This is a genomic window from Nonomuraea sp. SBT364 (genome assembly GCF_001083785.1).
Taxonomy (GTDB): Bacteria; Actinomycetota; Actinomycetes; order Streptosporangiales; family Streptosporangiaceae; genus Nonomuraea.
Genome location: NZ_LAVL01000034.1, coordinates 39,777 through 57,810 on the forward strand (window position 1 = coordinate 39,777; position 18,034 = coordinate 57,810).

The following is an 18,034-nucleotide window of genomic DNA, read 5'->3' on the forward strand; positions in this document are numbered from 1 at the left end:
GTCCGCGCATGAAGCGCCGAGGTCTGGCCGATTATCTGCCCCTGTCGCCGCTCCAGGAGGGAATGCTGTTCCATTCCCTCTACGACCATGACGCCGTCGACGTCTACATGCCCCAGACGGTCCTGGAGTTCCACGGCGAACTCGACGTCGAGGCGCTGCGCGTGGCCGTCCACGCCCTGCTGGAACGCCACGTCAACCTGAAGGCCTGCTTCCGCACCCGCAAGAACCAGGGCGCGCCGGTGCAGCTGATCCCCGTCGACGTGGAGGTGCCGCTGCGCCGGATCGAGCTGACCGACCTGCCGGAGGGCGAGCGGGACGCCGAACTGGAACGACTGCTGCTCGCCGACCAGGCGGAGCGGTTCGACCTGGCGAAGCCGCCGATGCTGCGGATCATGGTGATCCGTCACGCGGAGGACAGGACGCTGCTCGTCCTCACGCACCACCACATCCTCATGGACGGCTGGTCCGCGCCGCCGCTGTTCCGGGATCTGCTCACGCTCTACCGGCAGCGCGGCGACCCCGCGGGGCTGCCGCCGGCGACCCCGTACAAGACGTACCTGGAGTGGCTGGCGCGGCAGGACGCCGACGCGGGACGGCAGGCGTGGACGCGGGAGCTCGACGGCCTCGACGAGCCGACGCTGGTCGTGCCGGAACTCGGCGACCACATCCCGTCGCTGCCGGGCACGGTCGAGGCGGAGCTGAGCCCCGAGCTCACCGAGAGCCTCACCCAGCAGGCGCGCCGGGCCGGGCTCACGGTCAACACGGTGGTCCAGGGCATCTGGGGACTGGCCCTGGCCCGGCTGCTCGGGCGCGACGACGTGGTGTTCGGCGCGACCGTGTCCGGCCGCCCGCCGGAGATCGCGGGCGTCGAGGACATGGTGGGGCTGTTCATCAACACCGTGCCCGTCCGCATGCGCGTCTCACCGGGCGACTCCTTCGCCGACGTGTGCGGCCGCCTCCAGCGCACGCAGGCGGAGCTGCTGCCGCACCACCACCTCGGCCTGGTGGAGATCCAGCGGCTGGCCGGCCGCGGGACGCTGTTCGACACGCTGATGGTGTTCGAGAACTACCCGCCGGCCACCGACGCCGACCGGGACATGGGCGCGCAGGTGAGCGTGGTGGGCACGGCGGGCACCGACGCCACCCACTATCCGCTGTCCCTCGCCGTCGCTCCGGGCGCCCGCATGGGGCTGCGGCTGGACTACCAGACCGACCTGTTCGACCGGGAGTTCGCCGAGCGGATCGCCGGCTGGCTGGTGCGGCTGGCGGAGTCGTTCGCCGACGATCCCTCCCGCCCGGTGTCCGGAGTGGACGTCCTGCAGCCCGCCGAGCGGGAGCAGGTGCTGGTGGCGAACAACGCCACCGCGCACGAGGTGCCGCGCGCGACCCTGCCGGAGCTGTTCCTGGCCCAGGCCGCCCGCACCCCGGACGCGGTGGCGGTCGTGTCCGGCGGGACCGCGCTGACGTACGCGGAACTCGACGCGCGCGCCACCCGCCTGGCGGGCGAGCTCGTCGCCCGGGGAGCCGGGCCGGAACGCCTGGTCGGAGTGGCGCTGCCGCGCTCGGCCGAACTCGTCGTGGCGATCGTGGCGATCCTCAGGTCCGGCGCGGCCTACGTGCCGATCGACCCGGACTACCCGGCCGCCCGGATCGCCTACCTCGTCCAGGACGCGGCCCCCGCCGTCGTGGTCACGCGGGCGGGCGTGGACCTGCCCGAGGGGATCGACACCCTCCTGATGGACGACGCCCTCATGGACGACGCCCGCGCCGCGGACCCGGCCGTAGCCGGCCTGCCCGCGCCGGATCCGGCGAACCCCGCCTACGTGATCTACACCTCCGGATCCACCGGGACGCCGAAGGGCGTCGTGGTCACGCACGCGAACGTGGTGAACCTGTTCCACGACCACCTGGCCAGCCTGTACCGCCCGCTCGCGGGCACCGGCAGGTTCCGCGTGGCGCTGGCCGCGTCGATCTCCTTCGACGCGTCGGTGGCCGCGCTCCTGTGGATGGTGGCGGGGCACGAGCTGCACGTCCTGGACGACGAATGCCGCTACGACCCGGCCGCGTTCGTCGCCTACGCGCGGACGAACCGCATCGACCTGATCGACGTGACCCCGTCGTTCGCCGAGCAGCTCGTCACCGCCGGGCTGCTGACCCAGGCGCCCCCGTCCGTCCTGATCGTGGGCGGCGAGCCCATGAGCGAATCGCTGCTCGGCACGCTCGGGTCGGCGGCCGGGACCGCCGTGTACAACTGCTACGGCCCGACGGAATCCACCGTGGACGCGCTCTACCACCGGATGGACGGCGAACGCGAACAGGTCATCGGCAGGCCCGTGTGGAACCTCCGCGCCTACGTGCTCGACGCCCACGGGCTTCCCGTGCCGATCGGCGTCTCCGGCGAGCTGCATCTCGCCGGCGCCGGGGTCGCCAGGGGCTACCTCAACCGGCCCGGCCTCACCGCGGAGCGGTTCGTGCCCTGCCCGTTCGGCGGGCCCGGCGAACGGATGTACCGCACCGGCGACCTCGTACGGTGGCGGCCCGACGGCACGGTGGAATACCTCGGCCGCGCCGACGAACAGGTGAAGGTCCGCGGCTTCCGGGTCGAGCCGGGTGAAGTGGAGAACGCCCTGCTCCGGCACTCCGGCGTGTCACGGGCGGTGGTCGTGGCACGCGACGAGCAACTGGTCGCCTACGTCGTACCCGCGGGCGGCGACGACGGCGCGGGCCGCCAGGTCGAGGAGTGGCTGAACCTCCACGAGTCCATCGAGCACACGGACGTCGAATCGACCCCCTTCGGCACCGACTTCGGCGGCTGGGACTCCAGCTACACGGGTGAGCCGATCCCGCTCGACGAGATGGAGAGCTGGCGCGCGGCCGTGATCGCGCGGATCGCGGAACACCGGCCCCGGCGCGTCCTGGAGATCGGCGTCGGCACCGGCCTCCTGCTGGCCGAACTGGTGGACGGCGTGGAGACCTACTGGGGCACCGACCTGTCGCCGTCCGCGATCGCGCTGCTCGGCGAGCACATCCGGGCACAGGGGCTGGAGGACAAGGTACGGCTGCGCTCACAGCCCGCGGACGTGACCGACGGGCTGCCGTCCGGCTTCTTCGACACCGTGATCATCAACTCGGTCGTCCAGTACTTCCCCAACGGCGCCTACCTGAGGCAGGTGCTCAATCAGGCGATCGATCTGCTGGCTCCGGGCGGCAGGGTGTTCGTCGGCGACGTCCGCCGCGGCGAGACCCTCCGGGCGCTGCACACCGCGATCCAGTTCCGCAGGGACCCCAAGCCCGCGGACCAGGGTGCGGACCAGGCGATGGTCGCCCGCGTCGAACGGGCGATGCTGCTGGAGCGGGAGCTGGTCATCGACCCGGAGTTCTTCACCGCCCTCGCGGCCGAGAACGGCTACGTCGGCGCCGTCGACATCCGGCTGAAGCGGGGCGCCCGCCACAACGAGCTGACCCGGCACCGCTACGAGGTGGTGCTGCACAAGGCCCCCGCCGCCGGCCGGTTCGTGGGAGCGGTGCCCGAACTCGTCTGGGGCAAGGACGTTCACGAGCTCGACGACCTGGGCGGGCACCTCACCCGGCCGGTGCGCGTGAGCGGGATCCCGAACGCGCGGCTGGTCAACGAGGTCGCGGCGGCGCGGGCGCTCGCACAGGGAGTGTCACCGGAACTGGCGCGGGCGCAACTGAGCGCCCCCATCCCGGCGCAGGACCCCGAAGCGCTGCACGCCTGGGCGGCGGAGCGGGGCTGCTCGGCCCACCTGACCTGGTCGCGGGCCAGGACCGACGCCTTCGACGCGGTCTTCCTGCCCGGCACGGCGTCGCCGGCCGCGCTGGACGGCATCTACTTGGCACGGCAGGACCGGCTGTGGCCGGACACGGTCAACGACCCCGCCGGCGCGCGCCGTACGGGTGAACTCGCCGTGTCACTGCGGCGCTTCGCCGGCGAATGGCTGCCCGGCCACATGGTGCCCGCCGCGATCGTCGTCATGGACGCCCTGCCGCTCACCGCCAACGGGAAGCTCGACCGGGCCGCGCTGCCCGCGCCCGACCTGTCCGGCCTGGTGTCCGCCGGCGAGCCGCGCAACGCCAGGGAGGAGACCCTCTGCCGGCTGTTCGCCGAGGTGCTGGGTCTGGAACGGGTCGGCGTCGAGGACGGGTTCTTCGAGCTGGGCGGCAACTCGCTGCTGGCGATCCGGCTCGCCTCGCGGATCCGTTCGGTGCTGGACCACGAACTCCCGGTACGCGTCGTGTTCGAGGCCCCGACCGTCGCGGCGCTCGCCCGGCGGCTGGGCACCGACGCCGCGGACGCCGGACTGGGCGTCCTGCTTCCCCTGCAGACCGGCGGGGACCGGCCGCCGCTGTTCTGCGTGCACCCGGCCGGCGGCCTGGCCTGGCCCTACGCCCGGCTGATCGGGCTGCTCGACGCGGACCAGCCGATCTACGGGATCCAGGCACGGGGCATCACCCAGCCGGACCGGAGCCCGCGGTCGATCGGCGAGATGGCCGCGGACTACGCCGAGCAGATCCGCACGGTCGCACCGGAGGGCCCGTACCGCCTGCTGGGCTGGTCGTGGGGCGGGCAGATCGCCCACGAGATCGCCGTGCACCTGCGCAAGTTCGGGCACCAGGTGGACCTGCTGGCGATGCTCGACGCCTATCCCGAGGCGGAGGCGGGCGAGGTGCCCGGCGAGGCCGAGTTCATCGGCAACATCCTGCGGGAGACCGGGGTCGACACCGGCGCCCTGGACGGCCGCCCGCTGACCTTCGCCCTGCTGCGCGAGGTCCTCAGCGACACCGAATCCCCACTCGCGGCGATCAAGGACAGTGGCTCACCATTGACGAACCTCGACGAACCGACGCTGCGGTCGATCTACCGCGTCTACCGCAACGAGGAAGGCATCGGAACCCAGCCGCCGGACGCCGCGTTCGACGGCGACCTGCTGTTCTTCACGGCCGCACAGGGCAAACCGGTGTCCTCGCCGGGTGAGCTGTGGCGGGCGTACGTCACCGGGAGCATCAAGGAGTACGAGATTTCCTGCGCGCACCACGAGATGACCGATCCGGGGCCGCTCGCCGAGATCGCCACTCTGCTCAAGGCCCACCTGGGGCAGGTGACCCGATGAGCACCACGCAGTCGCAGTCGCAGCCGCAGGAGCCGGTGGCCGGCATCCTGCCGCTGAACCGCAACCGGGACTTCATGCTGCTGTGGACGGGCGCCGGGTTCACCTCGCTCGGCGCCATGCTCACCATGACGGTCTACCCGCTGCTGGTGCTCTGGCAGACCGAGTCCACCCTGGCGACCGGCCTCATCGCGGCGGCGACCTCGCTGCCGCACCTGCTGGTCCAGGTGCCCGCGGGCGCGATCGTCGACCGGTTCGACCGGCGGCGGCTGATGATCTTCTCGGATCTCGGGTGCGTGGTGGTCGCCGTCAGCGTGTTCGTCGCGGTCCTGGCCGACGCGATCTGGTTGCCTCACCTGATCATCGCGGCGTTCGTGCAGGGCAGCCTGAGCATCTTCTACGAGCTGGCGGAGCGCTCGGCCGTGCGCAACCTGGTGCACGAGTCCCAGGTGCCGGTCGCGCTGAGCCGCAACGAGGCTCGGATGCAGGGCGTGAACATGCTCGCCAACCCGCTGGGCAGCCTCCTGTTCAGCCTCGTGCGCTGGACCCCGTTCCTGCTCACGGCGGTGATGCACCTGATCTCGCTGGTGCAGTTGCTGTTCATCCGCAAGCCGTTCCAGGCGGAGGGCGCGCCGGAGGCGCGGGGCAAGCTGTACGCGGAGATCTCCGAGGGCATCCGATGGGTGTGGCGGCAGCCGTTCCTGCGGGCGGCGATGCTGCTGATCTCCGCCAGCAACATGATCTTCATGGGGATGACGCTGACCCTGTTCGCCGTCATCCACGACGGCGGCTACTCGCCCGCGGTGGTCGGCCTGGTGGTCACCGCGGGCGGCATCGGCGGCGTGGCCGGTGCGATGACCGCGACCGTGTGGCGGCGGCAGGTGACCATGCGGACGCTGGTCGTCGGCGGGCTCTTCGTGTGGGCGATCTGCATCGCGCCGCTCGCGTGGGTCACCGACCCCTGGCTGCTGGCGGTGTTGTTCGCCTGCAACGGCTACGTGTCCGGGGTGTTCAACGTCGCCGGTTCGGTCTACACCATGCAGGTGACGCCCGACCACCTCTTCGGCCGCGTCCTGAGCGTGATGATGACGCTCGGGTCGGGCGCGAACTTCCTGGGCAGCCTGCTCGCGGGCGCCGCGCTCACCTGGTGGGGGGTGACGAACTCGGTGCTCGGCATGACCGCTCTGATGGGCCTGCTCGTCGTCGCCGCGGCGCTCAACCCGTCCGTCCGCGACGTCGCCGGCACCCCGCACGGAGGCCGGCTGCCGAGCGGCGGCGAGTGACGACGGTCCTGGTCGCGGAGGGGCTGTAGCTAGTGCCACCCGGAAACGGCATCAGGCAGTACCGACAGCGGCTTCCCCGGCTGCGACAGTGAAGAGCATGTTGAGTCGGATCGGCAGTTTCTGTTACCGCCGCCGGGGCTGGGTCATCGCGGCCTGGATCCTGATCGTCATCGCAGGAGGGACGTCGGTCGGCCCCCTCCTCCAGACCGTCAGCTCCGCCAACTTCATCAGGGGCCTGGAAGCGGACGAAGGCCAGCGGGCCCTGGTGGAGGGCCGCGTGCACGGCCGCGAGTTCACCACCGTGGTGGCCGGGATCGACCGCGCCGCGCCGGAGCTCGCCCGGGCGGTCGCCGACGTGCGGGGCATCCCCGGGGTGCACGCGGTCGGCGAGCCGTACGCGGCGGACACCGGATCCGGCGCGGCCGTCCAGGTCCAGCTGGTGAAGGCCGGCGACCAGAGCCTCCCGCTACGGCAGGCGCAGGACCGCTTCGGCGATCTGGCCGAGGGACACCCCGGGGTGAGCGTGCGGTTCGGCGGGATCGACCTGATCTCCGACGACACGAACGCGCTGGCGCAGCAGGACATGGCGAACGCGACGATGTACTCGCTGCCGATCACGCTGGTGGTGCTGGTCTTCGTGTTCGGCGGCCTGCTCGCCGCGAGCATCCCGGTGATCACGGCGGTCGCGACCATCGCGTCGTCGTTCGGCCTGATGCTGCTGGCGACCCGGGTCCTGCAGATCGACAACACCGTGCTCAGCGTGGTCGACCTGCTGGGGCTGGGGCTCTCCATCGACTACGGCCTGCTGCTGGTGGCCCGGTACCGGGAGGAGCTCGCCGCCGGGCACGACCGGCCGGAGGCCATCCGCCGCGCCTGGGCGACGGCCGGGCGCACGGTGCTGTTCAGCGCGCTGACCGTCGCGGCGGCGCTGTCCAGCCTGCTGGTGATCCAGCAGCCGCGCCTGCAGACGATGGGCGCCGCCGGGATCGCCTCGGCCCTGCTGGGCATGCTGGCCGCGGTCACGCTGGTCCCGGCGTTGCTGGGGGTGTTCGGCGGACGCGTCAGGCCGTCGCGGGCCCGGACCCGGCCGGTCAGCGGGGTGTTCGCCAGGATCGCCCGGATCACCCAGCGCGTACCCGTGCTGGTCCTCGCCGGTGTGCTGATCGTCCTGGCGGTCGCGAGCAGCACGCTCACCAACCTCGAGATCAGGATGGCCGGCGCGGACAGCGTGCCGCCCGGCATGCAGTCGCTGCAGGTCGAACGTGAGGTGTCCGAACACTATGGCTTCACCAGCAACCCGCCGCTGCGGGTGGTCGCCGAGCACGGCCCCGCCGAACTGGAGGCGTGGAGCGCCGGACTGCGCGGCGCCCCCGGCGTGGCCAGGGTCGAGCCGGCCCGCGCCGAAGGCCCCGGCCTGTCGTCGGTCGCCGTGCTCGTGCGTGGCGACTCGCAGGGCCCGGTCGCGAAACAGGTGCTGGACCGGCTGCGGGCGGACCGGCCCGACGGGGTCCGCTCATGGGTGACGGGGGAGACCGCCGGGCTCCACGACCTGCTCGACCGGACCTCCCGGGACCTGCCACTGGCCATCGCCGTGGCGCTCCTCGCGATGCTCGTGCTGCTGTTCCTGATGACCGGTTCGCTGATCGCGCCGCTGGTCGCGGTGGCGCTGAACATCGTGTCGCTGTCGGCGACCTTCGGCATGCTCGTGCTGCTGTTCCAGCAAGGCCGGCTGTCCGGCCCGCTCGACACGCTGCCCGTCTCGGGGCTGAGCGTCTACCTGCTGGTCACCGTGTTCGCGTTCGGCTTCGCCTTCGCCATGGACTATCACGTGTTCCTGCTGGCCCGGATCAAGGAGTACGCCGACCGGGGGCACGACACGAACACCTCGGTGCGGTACGGCCTGCAGCACAGCGGACGGCTGATCACCTTGGCCGCCGCGGTCATGGGGATCGTCTTCGCGTGCTTCGGCGCCTCGAAGATCGGCGACCTGGAACAGCTCGGCCTGGCCCTGCTGGTCGCCGTGATCGTCGACGCCACGCTGGTGCGCTGCCTCCTGCTGCCCGCCACCATGACCCTGCTCGGCCGCTGGAACTGGTGGGCGCCGTGGGGGATGCGCCGCGTGCACCGGCGCATCGGGATCCGCGAGCACGAGCCCGAGCCGTTGGCCAGGGTGTGATTTCTACAGGCTTGTCCCGGAACCGGGCGCGTGATTGCCTACCATCGGAGACGGCCGCACCGCGTGGGAACCTGGGAGGTCTCGTGACCGTCGGGGGACGGGTGCTGCGCGCGCCGTGGCAGGCCGGCACCTGGCTGGCCACGTTCCAGATCGCCGCGGGCAGCGTCGTCGGGATGCTGGCGTTCACCGTGCTCAGCGTGGCCGGCACCGTCGTCCTGATGCTCGCCCTCGTCGGCGTCCGCCGGCTGCCGCTGTCCGGCCTGCTGTGGCTCGGCCGGATGTGCACGCGGATGCACCGCTCCCGCTTCGCCGCCCTGCGCGGCGAGCCGATCCCGGCCGTCGTCCCGCGGCCTCCCGGCGGCCGGGGCCTGCGCGCGCGCGTACGGGCCGAGGCGCAGCAGCCCGTCGTCCGCTCGCGCCTGGCCTACAGCCTGCTCAGCGGCCTGGGGCTCACGCTGGGCGCGGCGGTCTCGATGACCCTGTGGACCGTCGGCCTGCTGGGCACGCCGATCGCCGCCTATGCGTGGGCGCTGCCGGCCGGCAACGGCTTCGGCTGGCGGCTGCACGAGCCGGCGACGCTGGCCGCGCTCACGTCGGCCGGCCTGCTGTGCCTGCACGCCACGCCGTGGGTGGTGCGCGCGATGGCCGCATGGGATGCCGCCATCGCCAAACGCCTGCTGGCCTCCTCGCACGTCGACCATCTGGTGCAGCGGGTCGAGGTGCTGTCGGAGAACCAGATCCGCCTCCTCGACGCCGCGGACGCCGAACGCAGGCGGATCGAGCGCGACCTGCACGACGGCACCCAGCAACGCCTGACGTCGCTGGCCATGAACCTGGGCATCGCCAGGGAACTGCTCTCCCACCTCCCGCCGGACGCGCACAAACTGATCGCCGACGCGCACGAGGAAGCCAAGCAGGCACTGACCGAGCTGCGCGGATTCGTCCGGGGGCTGCATCCGGCGGTACTGGACGACCGTGGCCTCGACGCGGCGCTGTCCGGGATCGCGGCGAGACTGCCGCTTCCCGTGCATCTCACCGTCGACGTGGCGCCTCGGCCGTCCAGGACGATCGAGGCGGCGGCCTACTTCGTCGTCTCGGAGGCACTGACCAACGTCGCCAAGCACACGGAGGCCGACAACGTGCACATCGAGGTCAACCGGCAGGATGACCGGCTGCGAATCCACATCGCCGACGACGGCGGCGGCGGCGCCACTCTGGAGAAGGGCACCGGACTGCGCGGACTGCGCGAACGCGTGACCTCGGTCGGCGGCGAACTCCACATCGACAGCCCGGTGGGCGGGCCGACGGTGATCTCCGTGGAGCTGCCGTGCGCGTCGTGATCGCCGAGGACTCCGCGCTGCTGCGGGAGGGCCTGGTCCGCATGCTCGAACTGGCCGGGATCCAGGTGGTCTCGACCGCCACGGACGCCGAGGGCCTGCTGGCCGCCGTCGAGCTGCACCAGCCGGATCTCGCGCTGGTGGACGTGCGGATGCCGCCCACCCAGACCGACGAGGGCATGCGCGCCGCCCTGGTCGTCCGCGAGCGGTGGCCGCAGGTCGCCGTGCTGGTCCTGTCGCAGTACGTGGAGGAGGAGTACGCCACCGAACTGCTCGCCGGGGAGTCGAGCGGTCTCGGCTACCTGCTCAAGGACCGCGTGGCGAACTTCCGCGAGTTCCTCGACGCCGTGCGCCGCGTCGCGTCGGGCGGCACGGCGCTCGATCCCGAGGTGGTTTCGCAACTGCTCGTCCGCCGCAGGCCCGACAGCCTCGCCCGGTTGTCGCTGCGCGAGCGTGAGGTGCTGACGCTGATGGCCGAGGGCAGGTCGAACGCGGGGATCGCGATGGGGCTGGCGATCAGCGAGAGCGCGGTCGCCAAGCACATCAACGGCATCTTCACCAAGCTCGACCTGCAGACGACCGACACCGACCACCGAAGGGTGCTCGCCGTGCTGAAATACCTGAAGGCTTGATGACGGCGTCGCGCGGGGCACGGGCCGGCTGGATCACGCTCGGGGCCGGGGCGGCGCTCATGATCGCCGTGCTGATCGGCCTGTCGTTATGGTCCTGGCTGGCCAGGGAGACCGCGACGCAGCGGCAGACCCACCAGCGCGCGGTCAGCCGGATCACCCTCGACCTCGGGATCGGTGAGGTGCGCCTGGTCCCGGGCGAGGCCGGCCGGGTCGACATCGAACGGCGCCTGACGTGGTCGGGCCCCAAGCCGGCGCTGCAGGAGCAGTGGTCCGGCGACGCGCTCCGGATCCAGGCGAGCTGTGACGAGGAGCTGCTGATCGCGGCCTGCTGGGTCAGCTACACGATCCGCGTACCGGCCGGGACCGCGGTGGACGCACGGACCGCCGAAGGGGACATCACGCTGCGCGACCTGACCGGGGCGCTGCGGCTCACCACGGAGACCGGTGCGATCACGGGCACGGGCCTGCGGGCGGCGGACGTCGAGGCCGACGCCGTGCTGGGCGACATAGCGCTGAGATTCGTCCGGGCGCCGCTTTCGTTGCGGGCCGATTCGGAAGCCGGTGACATCGATGTGGAGGTGCCCGAGGGTGACGACTACGCACTCGATATTCGCGGCGGGCTCGGCGAACCGGCCGTCGGCGTACGCGCGACCACCGGCGCCGCCAACGAGATTTCGGTGCGCAACACCACGGGCGGGATACGGGTCGCGTATTTGGGCTCCTGAACGGCTGTCTCTGTCAACTGTGCCCGTGAGCCGGTTGTTCCTTCTCCGCCGCCGGCCTCGACACCGCCCCGTTCGGGCACCCGGCGCATCCGCCGGGCTGCTTGCGGCGCAGCAGGACCGGGCACCATTCTCGCGAGTCCGTCTCCCTCATACACCCATCGTGTCAGGTTTCTTGGCAAGTGTCGGTAAGGACTGCCCTACTTCTTCGCGGTAGCTAACTACACCCCGGGCATGCAGCCAGTGCCCGGAATGGCGAATCCCCGCCATTTTGATTTATCGCGAGCGCACCATCATTTCATGAAACGCTATAGTCTTACTATATTCGGTGGATGTATTGGAATCCTGTCCGTCGGCGGGCAGGATTGGCCTGCGTATCGAGCCGTCCGGAGAATGGCACGGAGACTTCTCCCGCCACCGCACGGCTCGCTGACGCGGTAGTCGTCCCTGTCCCCCCGGTCGCAGAAGGTGTGGAGGTTCGCTCGTGCTGAGCATCGCGATGAGCACGCTTCGGGCGCGGTGGGTGGCCTTCGTCGTGGCCCTCGTCGCGCTCGCCCTGGGCGTCGGCGTCATTGCCACCATCGCGCTGGTGATGAACTCGGCGCTCACGGGCTTCCCGCAGGAACGCGCCGCGCTGACCGGGACCGTGGTGCTGCTCAGCGTGTCCGCGGGGGTGACGGGGTTCGCCACCGTCTTCATCGTGGCCTCCACCTTCGCCCTCACGGTGATCCAGCGCACCCGTGAGCTGGCGCTGTTCCGCCTGATCGGCGCCACTCCCCGCCAGGTGCGGCAGATGATCGTGGTCGAGGCGTTGCTCCTGGCCGGAGTGGCCTGCGTGATCGGCGTGCTGATCAGCCTCGCGGGCGCCCCGGTGCTGGCCTCGGTGCTGGCCTCCGGCGGCCTGGCGCCGTCCTGGTTCGAGGTGTCGATCTCGCCCCTGCCGCTCGTGCTCGTCTGCCTCGCCGGGCTGGCGGTGGCGGGGCTGAGCGTGTCGGCCGCCTCGCGCCGCGCGGCGGCCATCCGGCCGACGCAGGCCCTGCGCGAGTCGGACGGCGACCCGCCCCGGTCGCAGCGCGGCCGGTCGGCGCGGACCGGCTGGGGCCTCGCGCTCCTGGCGATCTCGATCATGGGGATGGGCGTGGTGGCGGCGGTCCTGCCGGAGATCGCCACGGTCCCCGTGGTCTACCTCTGGGTGCTGCTCACGCTGATCGCGGCGGTGGCGCTGCTGACCCCGGCCCTCATCCCGCCCATCCTGAAGCTGCTGACCTGGCCGTGGGCGCGTGGTGGCAGCGCGATCGGCACCCTGGTGCGGGAGAACACCCTCACCATGGCCCGGCGCACGGCCGCGACGACGCTGCCCATCCTCATCACCGCCGGCATGTCGATCAGCCTGCTCGGCGCGCTGGAGACGATCGGCCAGGCCCAGGCGGCCGAGGCGGGCGCCCGGTTACGCGCGGACCACGTGCTGGTCCCCGCGAGCGGCGCGACCATCGGCGTCGAAGCCCTCGAACAGGCGCGATCGATCCCCGGCGTCCAGGTCGCCCCGCTCGCGCCGATGACCGTGCGCTCGGCCCTTGAGCCTGGGATGACCGACGCGTTCTTCGGTTACGCCACCGATTCGGCGCGGTTCGCCGAGATGACTTCCCTGCCCCTGCTCTCCGGCTCGCTGCGCGACTTCGGGCCCGGCAGCATCGTGGTGTCGGAGATCTGGGAGCTCGACGTCGGCCGGCGCGTCCAGGTCACGCCGGACAACGGCAAGCCGGTCCAGCTCACGGTGGCCGCGGTCGTGGGGAGCACGAGCAGCGGTGGAGACTTCTACCTGGACGCCTCCGACGGCGGGGCGAGCCCGGCCGAGGTGGCGTACGTGCGGGCCGGGGCCGACGCCGTCGCGGCGCTGCGGGACAGGAGCGCCGGCCTGGGCGCCGCGCTGCTGACCAAGGAGCAGTGGGTCGCCACGGCGGGCACCGGCGACCAGGGCACCAGCGTGATCGGCATGCTGGTGACGCTCGGGATCGCCATCGTCTACAGCTGCATCGCCATCGTCAACACCATGGTGATGGCCGCCACCGGGCGCCGGCGGGATCTGACCATGCTGAGGCTGGTCGGAGCCACGTCACGGCAGGCGGTCGCGGCGCTGCTGGTCGAATCGGTGGTGATCGTGGCGGCCGCGATGGTGCTGGCCACCGGCGCGTCGGCGGTCAACTTCGCGGGGCTGCTCGCCGCGCTCACGCAGATCGTGCCCGGCGCCACGCTCGCCATCCCCTGGGCGCCCGTCCTCGCGTTCGCCGCCACGAGCGCCCTGCTCGCCATCCTCGCCACGACGCTGACCGCCATGGCGGCTCTGCGTACTCCCGCGCCGGTGTCAGAGTGACGACAGAGAAGGTGACTGCCATGGACTTCGCCGTCGAGCTGCGCTCGGTGCGCAAGACGTACGGGACCGGGAGCGCCGCGGTGACCGCGCTGGCGAACCTGAGCATCGGATTCGCCACCGGCAGCTTCACCGCCGTGATGGGGCCGTCGGGATCGGGCAAGTCCACGCTGCTGCAGTGCGCGGCCGGGCTGGACCGGCCGGACTCCGGCCAGGTGATCCTCACCGGCGTCGATCTGGCCACGCTGGACGAGCAGCGGCTCACCGTACTGCGCCGCGAGAGGATCAGCTTCGTCTTCCAGGCGTTCAACCTGATCACCGCGCTGACGGCCGCGCAGAACGTCGGGCTGCCGCTGCTCCTGGCCGGTCGCAAACCCGCCGACGAGCAGGTTCGCCGCGCCCTGGCCGAGGTCGGCCTGGCGGAGCGGAGCTCGCACCGTCCGGCCGAGCTGTCCGGCGGGCAGCAGCAGCGGGTCGCGATCGCCCGCGCCCTCATCACGCAGCCGGCGGTGCTGTTCGCCGACGAGCCGACCGGTGCGCTCGACACCCGCAGCGCCAAGGAGGTGCTGGAGCTCGTCCGCGCGATGGTGGACCGGCACGACCGGACAGTGATCATGGTGACCCACGACCCGGTCGCCGCCTCCTACGCCGACTCGGTGGTGTTCCTGACCGACGGGCAGGTGGTGGACAGCCTCCAGCGCCCCACCGCCGATCGCGTCGCCGCCCACATGACCCAGCTGGAACGCCGATGAGCCCCTACCACGGCGATCTGTGGATCCGCCGCTTCCACGAGCCGTCGCCTGACGCGCCGCGACTGGTCTGCTTCCCGCACGCCGGCGGTTCCGCCAGCTACTTCGTCCCCCTGTCGCAGGCGCTCCTGCCCGACCTGGAAGTGCTGGTGATCCAGTATCCGGGCCGCCAGGACCGGGTCTCCGAGCCGTGCGTCGAGGACCTCCACGCGCTGGCAGACGAGATCTTCCGGCGGGTGCGGAAACTCGCCGGTCCGCCTCCGGCGCTGTTCGGGCACAGCATGGGGGCCACGCTCGCCTTCGAGGTGGCGCAGCGGCTCGAAGGCGACGGGATCGCGGTGCCGCATCTGTTCGTCTCCGCCGCGCGCGGTCCCTCCTCCGAGCGGTCGGAGGAGGTGCACCTGCGCGACGACGACGGGATCATCGCCGAGATGCGCCGGCTCAACGGCACGGACGACTCGCTGCTTCTGGACCCCGAGCTGATGCGCCTCGTCCTGGGCCCGATCCGCAGCGACTACAAGGCCCTGGAGCGCTACCGATACGCCGGGGGTGTGCTCACCTGCCCGGCGACCGCACTGGCCGGCGAGGCCGACCCGGGCACCAGCCTCAGCGCGGCACGCTCGTGGCGGGATCACACGCGCGGCACGTTCGCCTTCAGGTCGTTCCCCGGCGGCCACTTCTACCTGAACGACGAACTGGCCGGGGTCACCCAGGAGATCAGGCGGACGCTGCGGCCGGGGAGCTGACGCAGGGCCGCCGCGACGACGGCCCGCCAGCCGGTCCCGGGCTGGAACCCGCGCTCGACGTACGCCGACAGCACCGCGGCCGCCACGGACGCGGTGCCCAGCATCGCGGGAACGGCCACGACGGCGATGAGCCGCGCACCCGGCACCTCGAAGATCGCAGACGAATGCTGATGGGGGCGATGCGGACGACGATGAGTTTTCGGGTGCGGGCCGCGGCCTGGAATCAGTCCTCCAGCGGTTCCGCGCCGAGGAACGGCAGGTTCGGCAGGTCCGGGGAGAAGGTCAGCCCGGTGATCCGGGCGGCCAGGGCGAACGCCCGCTCGATCGGGTGGTCGGTGTCGGCGTCGGCGGCAGGGTCCAGGCCGGCCTCGCGCATCTCGGCGGCGAAGCGGTCCGGGTCGGTGCCCGAGCGGATGTCCGGATACCGAGGGTCGAAGGTGACGACCGGCGTGCCGTCGACGATGTAGGCGAAGGTGTCCTGGGCGTAGTCGTGGCGGCAGACCGACACGACCTCGGTCCGCCGTGAGACCGGGCCGTAGACGTCGTGGTCGACGGCGAGCTGCCAGCCTCCGGGTTCGACGACCACGGCCCACTCGCCGAGTTTCGTGGCGCCGATGTAGCCGGCGGCGTCGTCCCGCATGCTGTCGATCGAGCGCTCGTCCAGGTCGCCGAACGCCACCTCCTCGATGGTGTCCTCATTCACGCCGAATCGGCGCAGGACCTCGTCCGGGGAGAGGTTGCGTACGAAGGAGACGCAGTAGATGTCGCCCAGCGTCTCGGAGCCGGGGAAGGGGGCGGGGGGCGCGGTCATGCTCACTCCTTGATCGGTGTGAGCGGCATGATGGCAGACGCGGCCGACGAAATGCCGCCGGCGCGGCGGGCTGAGAAACAGGTCACACGAAACCTATACAAACCGGACAGAAGGCCATAATCTCTACTTGTCCCAGTCGGGGGACGACTGGGACACCAAAGCATTCGGTTCAGCTCTGCTTGCGCTGCATGATCGCCGATATCACCAGCAGCGCCACGGGGACGAGCAGGCCCAGAGCCAGGTCCTTGGGCTCGATGAGCCGGGCGAGCAGCCCGGCGGTGCCGCCCAGGCTGAAGGTGGCCAGCACGACCCAGGCCCAGTGCCTGCGGGCCCAGCGCAGCGGATGCGGTCCCGGCCGGGCCGGCAGCAGGGGCTTCAGGACCGTTCCCAGCGGCAGGTCGCGGTTGCCCTGGCGGATCACGATGACGCCGTCCGCCCAGACGATCCGGTCCGCGGCGCGCGCGAGCGGTAGCGCGCGGAACCCGGCGAGCGTCTCCACGCACGGCCACACGCCCCACAGCGTGAGGTTCATGTCGTGGTTGTTGGGCCACGAGCCGTCCTCGCACTGGTCGGTGACGATGCGGTGGACGGCCTCCGACAGCCGGGCCAGCACGTCCGGCTCGGGCGCCCGGGGGTGGCGCATGAGGGCCGTGGCGGCGACCGGCAGCGCGTAGTGCATGAGCGGCGGGGGCCGCCAGATCTCGTTTCCGGCGGCGGTCGGCAGCACCACCGCGGTGCTCTCGACCCGATTGCGCTTCTCGTCCAGCGAACCGGTGTCGACGTGTTCGAGCAGCCAGTCGAACCGGCCGCTCAGCCGTTCGTCCGCCGGGTCGGCCCCGGCCTCCAGCAGCGTCGTCAGAGCCATCGCCGTGTGTGCCACGCGTGGTGCGGCGCTGCCCGGTTCGGCCCCCCAGGCCTGCGGGAACAGGCGCTGGTCGAGGAGCCAGGCCACGCCCGGCTCGATGGCCGGATCGTACGGCGCCGCGGCCACGAGGGCGCGGATCGCCAGGCAGGTGAGCCAGGTTCGCGGCGGGCAGTCGGCGAAAGATCCCCAGCCGCCCGAAGGGTGGCGGTTGTGCCGAAGCCACTCCACCGCGCGCGCCAGGTCGGGGGAGTCGGGGCGGGAGTCGCACCGGAGCGTCGCCAGGCATCGGATCACCCAGGCCGTCGCCTCGACGACGGGCCGCTCACCGCTGGTGTTGGTCCACCAGCCGCCGTCGACGCGGGGATCGTCGGCCTTGAGCTGCCGCGCCCGGAGGAAGGCGAGGGCGTCGGTGAGGTGGTGGGGGGTCTCGCCCGCGGCGTGGAAGGCCAGCAGCGCCACGGCGGTGGCGGTCGCGCCCGGGGGAGGAGTTTCGAGCATGTGATACCAGCCGCCACCGCCTGCGGGGCTTTCCGCGTACGTCCGGCGCAGCAGGCTCATCGACCGGCGCAGCGCACCCTCCACCTGGGTCAGATCTATCTCGGACATCGAGCCCTTTCGTGCCGGGCCACCTGAGATCTTGCACGCATCGTACCTATTGATGGTGTTGCCGGGGATGGAGCAGTTGAATATGTTTGGTGAGCCTTTCGTAATTGATCTGGATAAATCCATATTTTCGGCGTCCCTTTTGGAGTGGGAGCGCATGGATGAGGGCGACACGATGGTCATCGGCGGAACCCCGCGATGGGCCGACTCCCTCCGGAACGGGGCGGGACTGGTGCATCTGGGATCGTCGCCGGACGGCTACGCGGTGGAGGGGACCGTGGTCAGAAGGCCCGCAGGCCGGGCGCTGCCGTACCCCTCGGAGTTCTTCCGGCGCGTCCACTGCGACCTGACGACGGGCGCCCATCTCGCCGAGCGGGCGCTCTCGCTCGCCGCTCCGGGCGGGACCGTGATGCTGGGGCCGGTGCCGCGGGCCGAAAGCGCGTCCTGGCTGGAACGCATGAACGCGGCGGGACTCACCGGAGCGGAAAAGGACGGGACGGTAATAGGGCGGAAAGGAGCGCAAGGACGGGCCGGGGATGCGGATTGTGTTTTCTGCGCCCGTTATCGATTCCGGATGAACGCCGACGCCGGGGTGCCCGGTGCGGCGGGCGTG

The 18,034-nt window shown here is 71.6% G+C and carries 12 protein-coding genes; 9 read left to right on the forward strand and 3 right to left on the reverse strand.

Annotated elements, in window-relative coordinates; translation table 11 throughout:
* Positions 1 to 8: 8 nt before the first annotated feature.
* From ADY59_RS17900 to ADY59_RS17940, 9 genes are all read left to right on the forward strand, one after another.
* Positions 9 to 5,132 carry a non-ribosomal peptide synthetase gene (locus ADY59_RS17900; protein WP_049563538.1) on the forward strand — a complete coding sequence of 1,708 codons (5,124 nt, stop codon included), beginning with the start codon at positions 9 to 11 and terminating at the stop codon, positions 5,130 to 5,132.
* Positions 5,129 to 6,412 (forward strand): MFS transporter, encoded by a 1,284-nt coding sequence (locus ADY59_RS17905; protein WP_049563540.1) that lies wholly within the window; start codon positions 5,129 to 5,131, stop codon positions 6,410 to 6,412. The genes ADY59_RS17900 and ADY59_RS17905 overlap by 4 nt, the downstream gene beginning before the upstream one ends.
* 97 nt (positions 6,413 to 6,509) lie before the next feature.
* On the forward strand, positions 6,510 to 8,588 hold the full coding sequence (locus ADY59_RS17910; protein ID WP_049563542.1) for an MMPL family transporter: 2,079 nt from the start codon (positions 6,510 to 6,512) through the stop codon (positions 8,586 to 8,588).
* An 83-nt stretch (positions 8,589 to 8,671) separates the two neighbouring features.
* The gene (locus tag ADY59_RS17915) at positions 8,672 to 9,928 is read left to right on the forward strand and encodes a sensor histidine kinase (protein ID WP_231618765.1); all 1,257 of its coding nucleotides are present in this window, start codon (positions 8,672 to 8,674) and stop codon (positions 9,926 to 9,928) included.
* Positions 9,916 to 10,557: a response regulator transcription factor gene (locus ADY59_RS17920; protein WP_049563545.1), complete on the forward strand. Its 642-nt coding sequence runs from the start codon at positions 9,916 to 9,918 to the stop codon at positions 10,555 to 10,557. Before ADY59_RS17915 ends, ADY59_RS17920 begins: the two co-directional genes overlap by 13 nt.
* Entirely contained in the window at positions 10,557 to 11,282 is a 726-nt protein-coding gene (locus ADY59_RS17925) for a DUF4097 family beta strand repeat-containing protein (RefSeq protein WP_049563546.1), read from the forward strand. Before ADY59_RS17920 ends, ADY59_RS17925 begins: the two co-directional genes overlap by 1 nt.
* A 481-nt stretch (positions 11,283 to 11,763) precedes the next feature.
* Positions 11,764 to 13,650, forward strand: a complete 1,887-nt coding sequence (locus tag ADY59_RS17930) for an FtsX-like permease family protein (protein WP_049563548.1) — start codon at positions 11,764 to 11,766, stop codon at positions 13,648 to 13,650.
* Between the two features lie 20 nt (positions 13,651 to 13,670).
* Positions 13,671 to 14,399, forward strand: coding sequence for an ABC transporter ATP-binding protein (locus ADY59_RS17935; RefSeq protein WP_049563550.1), 729 nt, complete (start codon positions 13,671 to 13,673; stop codon positions 14,397 to 14,399).
* Complete coding sequence (locus ADY59_RS17940) at positions 14,396 to 15,142, forward strand: thioesterase II family protein (protein ID WP_049563552.1); 747 nt, start codon at positions 14,396 to 14,398, stop codon at positions 15,140 to 15,142. The genes ADY59_RS17935 and ADY59_RS17940 overlap by 4 nt, the downstream gene beginning before the upstream one ends.
* Here the strand turns inward: ADY59_RS17940 and ADY59_RS17945 are convergent.
* From ADY59_RS17945 to ADY59_RS17955, 3 genes are all read right to left on the reverse strand, one after another.
* Positions 15,076 to 15,288, reverse strand: a complete 213-nt coding sequence (locus ADY59_RS17945; protein ID WP_049563554.1) for a hypothetical protein — start codon at positions 15,286 to 15,288, stop codon at positions 15,076 to 15,078. The two genes, ADY59_RS17940 and ADY59_RS17945, sit on opposite strands and share 67 nt — an antisense overlap.
* 77 nt (positions 15,289 to 15,365) lie before the next feature.
* Positions 15,366 to 15,953, reverse strand: coding sequence for a DUF6461 domain-containing protein (locus tag ADY59_RS17950; protein WP_049563556.1), 588 nt, complete (start codon positions 15,951 to 15,953; stop codon positions 15,366 to 15,368).
* 169 nt (positions 15,954 to 16,122) lie between these two features.
* Positions 16,123 to 17,424 (reverse strand): prenyltransferase/squalene oxidase repeat-containing protein, encoded by a 1,302-nt coding sequence (locus ADY59_RS17955; RefSeq protein ID WP_049563558.1) that lies wholly within the window; start codon positions 17,422 to 17,424, stop codon positions 16,123 to 16,125.
* Between the last annotated feature and the right edge of the window lie 610 nt (positions 17,425 to 18,034).

Bases quoted from the DNA above. Each gene is read 5' to 3' on its own strand.
- ADY59_RS17950 (WP_049563556.1), bottom strand. From the start codon at position 15,953: ATGACCGCGCCCCCCGCCCCCTTCCCCGGCTCCGAGACGCTGGGCGAC.
- ADY59_RS17925 (WP_049563546.1), top strand. From the start codon at position 10,557: ATGACGGCGTCGCGCGGGGCACGGGCCGGCTGGATCACGCTCGGGGCC.
- ADY59_RS17910 (WP_049563542.1), top strand. From the start codon at position 6,510: ATGTTGAGTCGGATCGGCAGTTTCTGTTACCGCCGCCGGGGCTGGGTC.
- ADY59_RS17900 (WP_049563538.1), top strand. From the start codon at position 9: ATGAAGCGCCGAGGTCTGGCCGATTATCTGCCCCTGTCGCCGCTCCAG.
- ADY59_RS17935 (WP_049563550.1), top strand. From the start codon at position 13,671: ATGGACTTCGCCGTCGAGCTGCGCTCGGTGCGCAAGACGTACGGGACC.
- ADY59_RS17905 (WP_049563540.1), top strand. From the start codon at position 5,129: ATGAGCACCACGCAGTCGCAGTCGCAGCCGCAGGAGCCGGTGGCCGGC.
- ADY59_RS17940 (WP_049563552.1), top strand. From the start codon at position 14,396: ATGAGCCCCTACCACGGCGATCTGTGGATCCGCCGCTTCCACGAGCCG.
- ADY59_RS17955 (WP_049563558.1), bottom strand. From the start codon at position 17,424: ATGTCCGAGATAGATCTGACCCAGGTGGAGGGTGCGCTGCGCCGGTCG.